Below are 12,378 nucleotides of genomic sequence, written 5' to 3'. Positions count from 1 at the left end.
CTCCCCACAAAAACAGACAAGGCCGCATCCGCGGCCTTGTTGTTGGACATTCATTTCGTGCTCATTCTGCTCGCCACCAGGGCACCAGCAAGGTGAGCTGCTGGCGGTCGAGATCGAGCGCTACCTCGATACCCAGCGGCAGCGTCAGCATGGGGTGGGTATGGGCGCAGTCAAACTCCGCCAGAATGGGGAAGTTCGGCTCCCCCACCACCTCCAGCAGGATATCGAGGGGGCGCTTGCCGCTCCCCTGATCGTTGAACAGCTCGTGCTTGCCGAGGATAAGCGCGCCGATCCGCTCAAACACCCCGCACAACTTGAGGTGGGCAAAGGAGCGCTCCACCGTCTCGGCAGATTTCAGGCTGTCCTCCAGCAGCAAAATGTCACCGCGCTCGATGGGCGGCATATAGGGGGAACCCCAGATCCCCGCCATGGTGTTGAGGTTGCCGCCGATCAGTCGCCCCACTACCCGGCCAGAACCCACCAAGATCAGCCGATTGGGCTGGCACTGCTTGGCCCGGGTCTGGTTCTCCCAATCCAGCCGCTCATCGCTCCACTTTACCGGGGTGGGCAACGTGCAGGGGACGCCAGCTTCGCCGGCCAACGCAATCTGTAAAAAACTGGCCAGCGTCTCATCCACCAGCGGCGGCAACTCGCCAAAGGAGGCCACCAGCGCCGGGCCATAAAAGGTAACCAGGCCAGTTTGGACATGGATGCCGAGCAGCAGCGCCGTCACATCGGAGTAGCCGACGATGATCTTGGGATCGCGCCTCAGCGCATCAAAATCGAGGTAGGGCAGCAGGGAGTTGGAGTTGCTGCCGCCAATCACCGACATAATACAGCGCACTTCTGGGTCGCGAATAAGGACATTGAGCTCCTCGGCCCGTGCGGCGATGGAGCCGGAGCGCCAGTGATCCTGCTGGCCGGTGAGGCTGCCCGCCTTGAGTCTAAAGCCCTGCCCCTCAAGAAAGGCTTTTGCGCGGGCAAAACGGTTGGGTGCCCAGGCGGTCGCCGCGCAGGAAGGGGAGAAAAAAGCGATGGTATCGCCACGTCGGAGCAGCGGGGGAACCAATAACGTCATGACACACTCATCCTTGCCAATATCCAGCCATCACAGAATCGTTGAGACTCCTACACAACCCCTTTGATCACAACGGGTTTATCACCATCGTTTAGAAATACAAAACACTTGATTCATTATTAACAGATATTCTAAACACTATCCCCTTCCTAGAATGACCTCATTGCGATGGCCAACCCCGGTTGGTTGTCAGAACGGTCGGCCTGACAGCCCGAACGTTCTCTTTCCCACTTTTTCTCTCTGACTTATCAATGAGGTGCCTGTCATGAACAAAAACGCATCCCCCAGCGCATTGGTTGTAGAAGGCGGTGCCATGCGCGGCATATTTGCCAGCGGCGTGCTGGATGCGTTTATCGAGCATGACTATCGCCCCTTTGACTTCGCCATCGGCGTCTCGGCGGGGGCCACCAACTTGCTGGCTTATCTCGCCAGCCAGCATGGCCGCAGCCACGAGATCCTGACCAAACTGGCATGCAGCCAGCAGTTTATGGATCCCCTGCGTTTTGCCAAGGGGGGCAATCTGGTGGATATCCACTGGCTGTGGAACACCAGCTGCCGCAAGTATCCCCTCGACATTCACGCCTACCGGGAGACCGGCATCCCCTTCTATGCGGTGGTGACCAATACCCTGACCGGCAAGGCGGAGTACATCCGGGTCAAGCCGGAGAACATGAACGAGGTGCTGCCCGCCAGCTGCGCCATTCCCCTCGCCTCCCACGAATACCCGGAGGTGCACGGGGTACCGATGACAGATGGCGGGGTGGCCGACTCCATCCCGGTGATCGAGGCCTACCGCCGCGGTGCCCGTCACCTGACTGTGATCCTCTCCGAGCCCCTTGGCTATCGGCTCAAGCCGATGCCCTTCCCCTGGATGATCCGCACCCTGCTCAAAACCCGCCCCGCGCTGGCACAGGCGCTGGAGCAGCGGGATCGCAGCTACAACGAGGCGCTCGATTTTATCGCCAATCCGCCGGAGGACTGCCAGATCGAGGTGATCGCCCCGGCCGACTACTTCCCCGTTTCCCGTTTTACCCGCGACATCAACAAGCTGGAGATGGGATACGTGATGGGCAAGTGCGCAGGCTATCAGGCCGCCCTGCTCAATTGATAAGGGTTTTACAGGCATGACCCGACCTGCCGCGACGCACGCGCCGCCAACACAATAACAATCGGGTCAGTTGAGCAACATGAGTCATAAAAACAGACCGTGGCGAGGCAAGCGCGGCCAGAACCGGTGCCAGACACCCTGACCGGCTTGCTCCTCATCCCTATGCCAGGGCATCTCACCCTCATACAAGGTGTTTATTTATGTCGTTTCTTCTCACCCATCCCGCGCTGGCGCAGCTGTTCGAGCGGCTGCTGCCCGATTACCGGATCATGGCGCCCGCGGCCGAATATCGGGGCGGCCGCTTCTCCGACACCGACAACGTCACCTACCACAGCATCCGCCATCCGGCCGATCTGGTGTGGCAGGAGAAGTCCCACTTCTCCCCGAAAGAGGTGGTGCTCCCCATCACCCAGACCCTGTTCCACTTCGACAATCTGGAGCTGCGCGAATCAAAGGTGGAGGCCAAGCCCACCCTGCTGTTCTTGCGCAGCTGTGATATCCACGCTCTGCGCAGGCTGGATCAGGTCTACCTGAAAAACGGCCAGAACAGCGACGTCTACTACGCCCGGCTGCGCAGCAAGCTCAAGCTGGTACTGCTGGAGTGCCGCGAGAGCTTCGAGAACTGCTTCTGCGTCTCCATGGGCAGCAACAAGACCCAGGACTACGCCGCCGCCATTCGTCTGAGCGATGAGGGTGCCCGTATCGAGGTGAAGGATCCCGAGCTGCTCGGCTACTTTGCCGAACTGGGTGAATCCGATGACTTCACCCCGGAATTTGTCCAGAGCAACCCGGTCAAGGTACGCCCCCCGGACAGCATCTGTGACGACCCCCAGCGGATCCGCCAAATCCTCACCGCCCATCCGGTCTGGGCCGAGTACGACAGCCGCTGCATCGGCTGCGGCCGCTGTACCACCTCCTGCCCGACCTGCAGCTGCTACAGCGTGCACGACCTCACCTATGCGGAGAACCCCAAGCAGGGCGAGCGCCGTCGCCAGTGGGCCAGCTGCATGGTGGATGGCTTCAGCGACATGGCCGGTGGCCACGGTTTTCGCGCCAAACATGGCGAGCGCCTGCGCTATCGCGCCCTGCACAAGGTCAACGACTACAAGGCCCGTCAGGGGGAGGAGCACATGTGCGTCGGCTGCGGCCGCTGCGACGATCGCTGCCCTCACTACATCTCCTTTAGCAACATCATCAACAAGATGACCGATGTGGTCGAACAGACCATCGCAGCCGACAACGCGCAGGGGGCGAACTGATATGTGCCAGTGCCAGCAAACCGCAACAGCAGAACCGCAGCAGGACGTGGTCGAAAACCGCCTGCTGCCCAAGGCCTACACCATTCTGGCCATCGAGCGTCACACCGAGCTTGAGTGGAACTTTCGGGTCTCCCGCGACTTTGATGTCCACTACGGCCAGTTTGTGGAGATCTCCCTGCCCACCGTCGGCGAGGCGCCCATCTCGGTCTCCGACTATGGCGATGGCTATGTGGATCTGTTGATCCGCAAGGTCGGCAAGGTGACCGATGCGCTTTTTGCCCTCGATGTGGGCGACAAGGTGTGGATGCGCGGTGTCCACGGCAACGGCTATCCGCTGGAGAGCTACCGCAACCAGCACCTCATCGTGGTGGCGGGCGGCACCGGCGTCGCGCCGGTCAAGGGGCTGCTGCGCCGCTTCAGCAAACATCCGGAAGAGGTGAAATCCCTCGACATGATCCTCGGCTTCAAGAACGAGCAGGCGGTGCTCTATCGCCACGAGATGCCGCTCTGGGCCGAGCAGCAGAACCTCATCGTCACCCTGGACGAGGGCAAGGAGAGCGAGCAGTTTCGCATTGGCCGGGTCACCGACTACATCGACCAGCTGGATCTCGCTGACAAGGAGGATATCCAGGTGATCGTGGTCGGCCCCCCCATCATGATCCGCTTCGTGGTGCTCGCCTTCCTCGAACGGGGCATCCCCAAGGATCGCATCTGGGTCGACTACGAACGCCGCATGGCCTGCGCCGTGGGCAAGTGTGGCCACTGCCGGATGGGCGACACCTATATCTGCGTGGATGGACCGGTCTTTCGTTTTGACCAGGCCCAGCATCTGATCGACTGAGGGAGAACACCATGAGTCTCGATATCGACATCATCAAGGCCCGCGCCAAGAACGAATACCGCCTCTCCAAGGTGCGCGGCGAAGCGATGATCAGCGTACGCATTCCCGGCGGGATCATGCCCGCCCACCTGCTGGCGGTGGCCCAGCAGATCGCCGAACAGTACGGCAACGGCCTGATCCACCTCACCACCCGCCAGAAGCTGGCGATGCCCGGAATCAAGTATCAGGACATGGACAAGGTCAACGCCGCCCTCGAGCCCTTTATCAAGGAGATCGAGGTGGAGACCTGCGGCATCGAGGTAGAGGACACCACAGCCGGTTACCAGACCATCGGCGGGCGCAATATCGTCGCCTGTCAGGGCAACACCATCTGCCAGAAGGGCAATATCGACTGCACCGGGCTGGCTCAGCGGATGGAGAAGCACCTCTACCCCAACCCCTATCACCTCAAGATGGTGATCGCCGGCTGCCCCAACGACTGCGCCAAGGCCAACATGGCCGACTTCGGTATCCTCGGCATCGCCAAGATCCACTTCAATGCCGAGCGCTGCATCGGCTGCGGCGCCTGCGTCAAGGCGTGCAGCCACCACGCTGTGGATTGCCTCGCCATCAAGCATGGCAAGGCGGTCAAGGAGGAGAGCAAGTGCATCGGCTGTGGCGAATGCGTGCTGGCCTGCCCGACTATGGCCTGGCAGCGGGATCCCAAGCAGCTCTATATGGTCAAGCTGGGGGGACGCACCAGTAAGAAGACCCCCCGTACCGGCAAGCTGTTCCTCAACTGGGTGACCGAAGAGGTGCTGCACGCGGTGATCAAGAACCTGTTCGAGTTCGAGGCCGAGATGCTGGATGGCAAACCCATCTACCTGCACATGGGTCACCTTATCGACCGGGCCGGTTATCACAAGTTCAAGGAGCGGGTGCTGCGCGGCGTCACCCTCAACCCGGAAGCCATGGTCGCTGACCGCATCTTCTGGGCCGAAGATCAGTACGTCGCCAACATGCATGTCAAAGCGGTGCAATAGGAAAAACCTCGTTTGGGGAAGCGTGATCAAGTGGCCGACACCGGTGGGGATCTGTCGTGGGCCCGGGCGTAGATCACCCTTCCCCTTTTTTATTCCCGTCGGGGGATCTTTCCCCCGACCATCCGGGGTGCGTCACGGCGCGCCCTGCTATCTCGCCCGGCGCGGCATTGCGAGCGGGCCAGCATCCGGAGCCTGTTATGGACTTTCTCCCTCTCTTCTGTCAGCTGCAAAACAAGCCGGTCCTGATCGTCGGCGGCGGTGAGGTGGCGGTGCGCAAGGCGCGCCTGCTGCTCGATGCCAAGGCGAAGATCACCATCAATGCCCCGCATCTGGAACCCCAGCTGATGAGCTGGGCCGAGCAGGGTCGCCTGACCGTCTGCGCCGCCAGCTTTCATCCCGAACTGCTCGATGGCAAGTGGCTGGTGATCGCCGCCACCAACCAGCAAGAGGTCAACCAGCAGGTCTTTCATGAGGCGAACCTGCGCCAGATCTTCTGCAATGTGGTGGACTCTCCGGCCCACTGCAGCGCCATCATGCCCGCGATCATTGACCGCTCGCCGCTGATGGTGGCCATCTCCAGCGCAGGCGCGGCGCCGGTACTGAGCCGCCAGCTGCGGGAAAAACTCGAAGCGTTGCTACCGCAACACCTCGGCCAGCTCGCGGCGCTGGCGGGCAAGCTGCGCGAGCGGGTCAAACTCATTCCGGACAAGCTGGCCCACCGTCGCTTCTGGGAGCGGCTCTTTAGCCATGAGCGACTGGCATGCCAGCTGGCCCGCGGTCAGCAGCAAGCTGCCGAACAGAGCGTCGCAGAGCTGCTCGATGAGCAACCACAGAGCAAGGGAAGCGTCACCCTGGTGGGAGCGGGCCCCGGTGATGCGGGGCTGCTCACCCTGAATGGCTTGCAGCAGTTGCAGCAGGCGGATGTGGTGGTCTATGACCGACTGGTCTCGCAGGAGGTGTTGGCGCTTGTTCGCCGGGATGCCGAGCGGATCTTTGTCGGCAAGGAGGCGGGCCGCCACTGCGTGCCCCAGCAGGCGATCAACCAACTGTTGCTGGAACAAGCGCTGCTGGGCAAACAGGTGGTGCGGCTCAAGGGGGGCGATCCCTTTATCTTTGGCCGGGGTGGCGAGGAGCTGGAAACCCTGGCCGAGGCGGGCATCCCCTTCTCGGTGGTACCGGGCATTACAGCAGCCTCAGGCTGCGCCGCCTACAGCGGCATTCCCCTCACCCACCGCGATCACGCTCAGCGGGTGCAGTTCATCACCGGCCACGACAAGGAGGGCAATATCGCCCAGGAGTGGTCGGCGCTGGCGGCCCCCCGCCAGACCCTGGTGTTCTACATGGGGCTGGCCCACGCCGCCCGCATTCAGGATGCGCTGCAAACCCACGGCATGCCAGGTCACACCCCGGTGGCGCTGGTGGAGCAAGGCACCCAGCTCAGTCAGCGGGTGGTGCGCGGCGAGCTACAGCTGTTAGCCGAACTGGCCCGTCAGGTGAAAAGCCCGAGCCTCATCATCATCGGCACAGTGGTCACTCTGGCCGACAAGCTGGACTGGTATGGGGAAGCCAACGCCATCCACGGCATCTAGCCCCGCACGGCGATCAACCAATAGAGACAACAAAACAGAGAGCGGCCATGCCGCTCTCTGTTTTTGCATCAATGACCAAGCCGTGGCACGGCACGTCTGTTACTCGAGCCGGATGGGGCCGGTGTTCTGAACATCGCTGTCATTCCAGTCGCTCTCATCGCGAATACGCGGATCCCCTTGCAAGGTGTAGAGGATGGTGCCCTTACGAAACTGCAGCGCGCCATCGGCCCGTTTCGCCTTCACCTTGACTCCGTTGACCCACACCTGCTCCTTGCCATCCACCTGAATATTGGCCACCGTGGCGCCGGTCTCGCGGTTTTTGGCGATCCACTTGCCCTGATAGGGCGAGTCCCCCTTGGCCATCGGCAGTGCGGCGGCCTTGCCCGACGACCAGGCGTGCACGGTGCAAAAGCCGTGGGCCCGGCGATCATGCTTGATGACGTAATCCAGGGTGGGTTCGCTGGCGGGCAGGTCGAAGGTGATCCCGATGACTACCTTGCCGTTTGTGGCCGAATAGGCGGCGGGCGCCAGTGTTTTTAGGGTCGCCTTCTTGCCATTGATAAAGACGTTGCCCCCTTGTGACTTGACCCGGATGTCGGTGGGACAAGTGGCGCTGAAATTGGGCAGCGCCGCGAGGGCACTGCCGGCATGGGCGGTCATGGCCAACATGACAAGGGTCAGCAGAGCAGGTTTTTGATTCATAGTGATACGCCTTCAAGAGAAGAGAACATCGTCCGTGAGCGGTGTCGTTCCTGATGGCGGCACTCTAGCTTGACCCTCTCGGGCCACCCAGTTAAAAAAAATAAAACCGGTTAGCGGAATTATTAATAAATATAAATATTTAAAATCAATGAGTTGAATGATAACCCCGCCAGCCGCCACGTATCAGACAGGCAATAAAAAAGCCGATAACCCAGTTATCGGCTCATTGCTCATGCAGAGGCGGAAGCCCGATCAGACCACCACGGCGGTGCCACTGATGCTGACCATCAGCATGCTGCCGTTTTGCCCCACAACTTCGTAGTCGATATCGATGCCGACCACTGCGTTGGCACCAAGGGCCGCTGCGCGCTCTTTCAGCTCATCGAAGGCGATCTCGCGGGCACGGGCCAGCTCTTTTTCATAGGCGCCGGAGCGGCCTCCGATGATGTCACGGATCCCGGCAAAGAGATCCTTGAAAATATTGGCGCCGAGAATGGCTTCGCCAACCACGATGCCGCGGTATTCACGAATGGTTTTGCCTTCCAGCGTGGGGGTCGTCGAGAGGATCATCTTGAACTCCTGTGAGTAGCAGAAGGGCTCAGACTACCCCAACTGCCCGAAAATCCCAACCGGGGGGTGACCTGTACGACGCCGACCTTAAAAATCACGACGGCCAGATAAAAAAACACCGCGCACGGGGCGCGGTGTTTGTTTCAGAGGGCCATTACACCGTTACGGGTTGTAAGAGACTACCGAGCCACTGAGGCCGGTCATCTGGGAGATCCGCCCCTGCATCCCCTGCAGTTTGGCCTTGGAGACATCCGGTCCGATAAAGACCCGGTTGAGCTGACCCTGCACCGGTGTGCGCGGCGAGGTGTGGGCAGAGTAGCCCGCCGCCCGCAGCTTGCTCACCAGCGCGTTGACGCTGTCGACGTTCTTGAAGGCGCCAAGCTGGAGGATCCAGCTACCCTGTGCCGGTGCCGCAGCAGGCGCGGGTGTGGTCGGCTGGGTCATCTTGCTTTCAATCAGATCGTCGAGGGACTTGATCTGACCCACCTGCGGCTTGGCCGGTGCGGGCGCCTTGGCCACTTCAACCGGTTTGGCTGGCGTCGGCTTGGGTGCTGGCTTGGGCGGTTCGACCGGTTTTTTGGCCACCACTTCCGGCTTGGGCTGTGGCTTGGGTTGGGCATTCTGTTGCGGCTGTACCGATGCGGCAGGGGTTGTCGCCGGCTGTGCACCGTTGCCCTGACCGGCGAGGGTCATAGGGTCAGCCACCTCTTCCACTTGCCACTGTTGGGCCGCAGAGGCCTGTTGCTGGCTGGCCAGATGATCGGCGGGCAGGCTGCTGGCTGCCGAGACCTGCAGCGCAGGCTTGGCAGGCTCCAGCTCGGGGCGCAGCGGGATCTTGGCAAAGGCCTCCTCCTTTTGTGCCAGCTTATGACCATCCAGCAAGTCCGGCAGGAAAATAACAACCAGGGCCACCAGGATGACGGTGCCCACCAGACGGTTTTGAAACTTCGAGGCCAAGTTGAATCCTACCTTTACGTAACTCAATATGCGATTTGGCTCCCCGCCCGAGGGCCGGGGAGCCGGGGTGTGGCCTAGACGGCGACACCCGCCAGAATGTCGGCGACAGTGTAAAACGAACCAAACACAATGACCATATCGTCCGGACTCGATGCGGCCAACGCTGCCTGATAAGCGGCGCTGACATCATCAAACTCCCTGGCAGGCCCCTTTCCCTCCCCCAGCGCCGCAGCCAGCTGCGCAGCAGTGGCGGCGCGCGGGCCGGTGAGGCTGGCCAGATACCACTCGCCGATCAGACCATCGAGTTCGGCAAGGGATCCCGCCATGTCCTTGTCTTTGAGCATGCCGACCACGGCGCGGCGTACACCCGAGCAGGGCATCTTGCGCAATTGCGCTGCCAGATAGGCTGCCGAATGGGGGTTATGGGCCACATCGACGATCACCAGCGGCGCACTTTGCAGCTGCTGCATCCGGCCAGCCAGCCGGGCATTGGCAAGCCCGTCACGAATGGCGGACTCCGGCAGCGGCAAGCCGAGGGATTCCAGCGCCGCCAGCACGGTCACCGCGTTCATCAGCGGCAGCCCCGGTTTTGGCAGATCCCGCCACTGGTTGAGGCCGTGATAATCCCAACCGCTCTCGTGCTCATCGCCACGAAAATCGATACCGACCTGACGCAGGTTGGCGCCAAGACGCAGTGCTTCACTCGCGATAGTCGCAGGCGGATTGGGCTCGCCACTGATGGCGGGTTTACCGGCGCGATAGACCCCGGCCTTCTCCACCGCCACAGCTTCGCGGGTATCACCCAGCCAGTCGCAGTGATCGAGGGCAATGGAGGTGATCATCGCCACATCGGACTCCACCACGTTGGTGGCGTCGAGCCGACCACCCAGCCCCACTTCCAGCAGCAGCACATCCGGTGCGGCGCGGCAGAAGAGCCACAAGCCAGCCAGGGTGGCGAACTCGAAGAAGGTAAGGGCAATCTCGTCGCGAGCAGCTTCCACCTCGGCAAAGGCGGCGCAGTGATCGCTGTCGGGCAGCTCTTGCCCGTTGACCCGCACCCGCTCGGTAAAGCGCAGCAGATGGGGCGAGGAGTAGACGCCGACCTTATAGCCTGCGGCCATCAGAATGCTGGCCGCCATGGCACAGCTGGAGCCCTTGCCGTTGGTGCCCGCCACCGTGATCACCTTGAACGGCAGCTGGGTAAGCCCCATACGCCGGGCAACGGCACCGACCCGATCCAGCCCCATGTCGATATTGACCGGATGGATCTGCTCCAAATAAGAAAGCCAGTCGACAAGCGACCGGCTTTGGAATTGTTGCATGTTTGAACTCATCTTCACTCTTCGATGACGTGAGTATTCAGCATTTTGGCGAGCAGGCTGGCCAGACGGTTACGCATTTCGCGGCGATCGATGATGATATCGATGGCACCCTTTTCCAGCAGGAACTCGGAGCGCTGGAAGCCTTCCGGCAGTTTCTCGCGCACGGTCTGCTCGATAACGCGCGGGCCGGCAAAGCCGATCAGCGCCTTGGGCTCGCCCACGTTGATGTCACCCAGCATCGCCAGACTGGCAGAGACGCCACCCATGGTGGGGTCGGTCAGCACGGAGATATAGGGCAGGCCCGCCTTGGTGAGTCGGTCCAGCGCAGCACTGGTCTTGGCCATCTGCATCAGGGAGAAGAGGGCTTCCTGCATGCGAGCACCACCAGAGGCGGAGAAGCAGACCAGGCCACGGCCTTCCTTGATGCACTCCTCGACGGCGCGTACAAAGCGGGCACCGACCACGGAGGCCATGGAGCCCCCCATGAAGGAGAATTCGAACGAACAGGCGACAACCGGTACCCCTTTGAGGGTCCCTTTCATCACCACCAGCGCATCTTTCTCCGCCGTCTCTTTCTGAGCGGCAGACAAACGATCCTTGTAGCGCTTGGAATCCTTGAATTTCAGTACATCCTGCGGCTCCAGCTCGGCACCGATCTCGGTACGACCCTGCTCATCGAGGAAGCTCTCGAGACGGGCGCGGGCGCTGATGCGCATATGATGATCACACTTGGGGCACACTTCGAGGTTGCGCTCCAACTCTGCCCGGTAGAGCACCTGTTCACAAGCACTGCACTTGGTCCACACCCCTTCCGGAATGTTGTGACGACGGGGCGCAGTGATCTTGCTCTTGGGAAGAATCTTCTCAAGCCAGCTCATGGAATTCCTTAATGCTTTTGTGCCTGACAAAACGCATCGAGCCTAGATTGTTCAATGACTTAATAGCTCGATGGCAACAAATGACGGGTCATTAAACCACAATTTTTCGGGCGCAGTTACTAAAAACTGGTCGTACCCGGTGCCGAGTCCGGCAGCCACAGCGGGCCGAGCGGCAACTGCGGTAGAGCAAACTCGGCTGGGTAATCCACGTCGACCAGATAGAGGCCACCGGCCTTGGCGGTCGGCCCGGCCAGATTGCGATCCTTGGCAGCCAGCACCTCGGCAATCCACTCCACCGGTTTGAGCCCCTGCCCCACCAGCAGCAGGGAGCCGGTGATGTTGCGCACCATATGGTGCAGGAAGGCGTTGGCCTTGATGTCGAGCACGATGTAGGGGCCGGAGCGGCTGACACACAGATGGGTCACATTGCGCCACGGGGTGTTGGATTGGCAGGCGACGGCACGGAAGGTGCTGAAGTCGTGCTCCCCCAGTAGGCTCTGGCCCGCCTGGTGCATCAACTCCGCATCGATGGTCTCGTGGTAGTGGCTGACGCCACTGCCGAGGATCGCCGGCCGGTAGTTGTGGTTGTAGATGACATAGCGGTAGCGACGGGCGGTGGCGCTGAAGCGGGCGTGGAAGCTCTCGTCCACCTGCTTGACCCAGCGCACGGCGATATCCGGCGGCAGGTTGGAATTGAGCCCCAGGGTCCAGGCCCCTTCGGCACGGTTCGCCTCGGTATCGAAGTGGATCACCTGACCGGTCGCATGGACACCGGCATCGGTGCGTCCGGCACACTGGATGGAGACAGGGTGGTTGGCAATCCGGCTCAGCGCCGTCTCCAGTTCAGCCTGCACGCTGATCACTTCACGCTGACGCTGCCAGCCGAAATACCGGCTGCCGTCATATTCAATACCTAGGGCAATTCGCATGGATAAACTTGTCTTGTTGTGAAAACGCAGTGAAAGAAACGGGGCGGATTATACGCGCTCAGCCTGAAAAGTCCCACCACGCACGCAATTGGCCCAGATTGAGAGCCTGCGCGGCCATACTCG

At 61.2% G+C, this 12,378-nt stretch carries 12 protein-coding genes; 5 read left to right on the top strand and 7 right to left on the bottom strand.

The window, feature by feature from the left end; translation table 11 throughout:
- Positions 1–61 precede the first annotated feature (61 nt).
- Positions 62–1,078: a S66 peptidase family protein gene (locus tag AB5Y67_RS02060; RefSeq protein ID WP_199428369.1), complete on the bottom strand. Its 1,017-nt coding sequence runs from the start codon at positions 1,076–1,078 to the stop codon at positions 62–64.
- A 265-nt stretch (positions 1,079–1,343) separates the two neighbouring features.
- Here AB5Y67_RS02060 and AB5Y67_RS02055 point away from each other — a divergent pair, with 265 nt between their 5' ends.
- From AB5Y67_RS02055 to cysG, 5 genes are all read left to right on the top strand, one after another.
- Positions 1,344–2,186, top strand: coding sequence for a patatin family protein (locus tag AB5Y67_RS02055; RefSeq protein ID WP_005333746.1), 843 nt, complete (start codon positions 1,344–1,346; stop codon positions 2,184–2,186).
- 200 nt (positions 2,187–2,386) lie between these two features.
- Positions 2,387–3,445, top strand: coding sequence for an anaerobic sulfite reductase subunit AsrA (gene asrA, locus AB5Y67_RS02050; RefSeq protein WP_199428370.1), 1,059 nt, complete (start codon positions 2,387–2,389; stop codon positions 3,443–3,445).
- Between the two features lies 1 nt (position 3,446).
- Positions 3,447–4,286, top strand: a complete 840-nt coding sequence (gene asrB / locus AB5Y67_RS02045; RefSeq protein WP_199428371.1) for an anaerobic sulfite reductase subunit AsrB — start codon at positions 3,447–3,449, stop codon at positions 4,284–4,286.
- Positions 4,287–4,297: 11 nt separating this feature from the next.
- Complete coding sequence (gene asrC / locus AB5Y67_RS02040) at positions 4,298–5,308, top strand: sulfite reductase subunit C (protein WP_150388917.1); 1,011 nt, start codon at positions 4,298–4,300, stop codon at positions 5,306–5,308.
- Between the two features lie 197 nt (positions 5,309–5,505).
- A complete protein-coding gene (gene cysG / locus AB5Y67_RS02035; protein ID WP_270819042.1) occupies positions 5,506–6,897 on the top strand; it encodes a siroheme synthase CysG in 1,392 nt (463 codons plus the stop codon).
- A 99-nt stretch (positions 6,898–6,996) separates the two neighbouring features.
- On the opposite strand, the gene AB5Y67_RS02030 is transcribed toward cysG, so the two are convergent.
- From AB5Y67_RS02030 to truA, 6 genes are all read right to left on the bottom strand, one after another.
- On the bottom strand, positions 6,997–7,599 hold the full coding sequence (locus tag AB5Y67_RS02030; protein ID WP_199428373.1) for a hypothetical protein: 603 nt from the start codon (positions 7,597–7,599) through the stop codon (positions 6,997–6,999).
- Between the two features lie 252 nt (positions 7,600–7,851).
- Positions 7,852–8,169: a heavy metal-binding domain-containing protein gene (locus AB5Y67_RS02025; RefSeq protein ID WP_005333757.1), complete on the bottom strand. Its 318-nt coding sequence runs from the start codon at positions 8,167–8,169 to the stop codon at positions 7,852–7,854.
- 162 nt (positions 8,170–8,331) lie between these two features.
- Positions 8,332–9,126, bottom strand: coding sequence for a cell division protein DedD (dedD, locus tag AB5Y67_RS02020; RefSeq protein ID WP_199428374.1), 795 nt, complete (start codon positions 9,124–9,126; stop codon positions 8,332–8,334).
- A 74-nt stretch (positions 9,127–9,200) separates the two neighbouring features.
- Entirely contained in the window at positions 9,201–10,460 is a 1,260-nt protein-coding gene (gene folC / locus AB5Y67_RS02015) for a bifunctional tetrahydrofolate synthase/dihydrofolate synthase (protein ID WP_199428375.1), read from the bottom strand.
- A 2-nt stretch (positions 10,461–10,462) separates the two neighbouring features.
- Positions 10,463–11,326, bottom strand: coding sequence for an acetyl-CoA carboxylase, carboxyltransferase subunit beta (gene accD, locus AB5Y67_RS02010; protein ID WP_005333765.1), 864 nt, complete (start codon positions 11,324–11,326; stop codon positions 10,463–10,465).
- A gap of 119 nt (positions 11,327–11,445) precedes the next feature.
- On the bottom strand, positions 11,446–12,255 hold the full coding sequence (gene truA, locus AB5Y67_RS02005) for a tRNA pseudouridine(38-40) synthase TruA (protein ID WP_040066446.1): 810 nt from the start codon (positions 12,253–12,255) through the stop codon (positions 11,446–11,448).
- Between the last annotated feature and the right edge of the window lie 123 nt (positions 12,256–12,378).

The organism is Aeromonas sp. s12 (assembly GCF_040907925.1).
Lineage (GTDB): Bacteria > Pseudomonadota > Gammaproteobacteria > Enterobacterales > Aeromonadaceae > Aeromonas > Aeromonas veronii.
Note: the sequence above shows the minus strand (reverse complement) of the source record. Positions and strands in the feature narration are given on the sequence as shown.

Bases quoted from the DNA above. Each gene is read 5' to 3' on its own strand.
- AB5Y67_RS02060 (WP_199428369.1), bottom strand. From the start codon at position 1,078: ATGACGTTATTGGTTCCCCCGCTGCTCCGACGTGGCGATACCATCGCT.
- AB5Y67_RS02055 (WP_005333746.1), top strand. From the start codon at position 1,344: ATGAACAAAAACGCATCCCCCAGCGCATTGGTTGTAGAAGGCGGTGCC.
- asrA (WP_199428370.1), top strand. From the start codon at position 2,387: ATGTCGTTTCTTCTCACCCATCCCGCGCTGGCGCAGCTGTTCGAGCGG.
- asrB (WP_199428371.1), top strand. From the start codon at position 3,447: ATGTGCCAGTGCCAGCAAACCGCAACAGCAGAACCGCAGCAGGACGTG.
- asrC (WP_150388917.1), top strand. From the start codon at position 4,298: ATGAGTCTCGATATCGACATCATCAAGGCCCGCGCCAAGAACGAATAC.
- cysG (WP_270819042.1), top strand. From the start codon at position 5,506: ATGGACTTTCTCCCTCTCTTCTGTCAGCTGCAAAACAAGCCGGTCCTG.
- AB5Y67_RS02030 (WP_199428373.1), bottom strand. From the start codon at position 7,599: ATGAATCAAAAACCTGCTCTGCTGACCCTTGTCATGTTGGCCATGACC.
- AB5Y67_RS02025 (WP_005333757.1), bottom strand. From the start codon at position 8,169: ATGATCCTCTCGACGACCCCCACGCTGGAAGGCAAAACCATTCGTGAA.
- folC (WP_199428375.1), bottom strand. From the start codon at position 10,460: ATGAGTTCAAACATGCAACAATTCCAAAGCCGGTCGCTTGTCGACTGG.
- accD (WP_005333765.1), bottom strand. From the start codon at position 11,326: ATGAGCTGGCTTGAGAAGATTCTTCCCAAGAGCAAGATCACTGCGCCC.
- truA (WP_040066446.1), bottom strand. From the start codon at position 12,255: ATGCGAATTGCCCTAGGTATTGAATATGACGGCAGCCGGTATTTCGGC.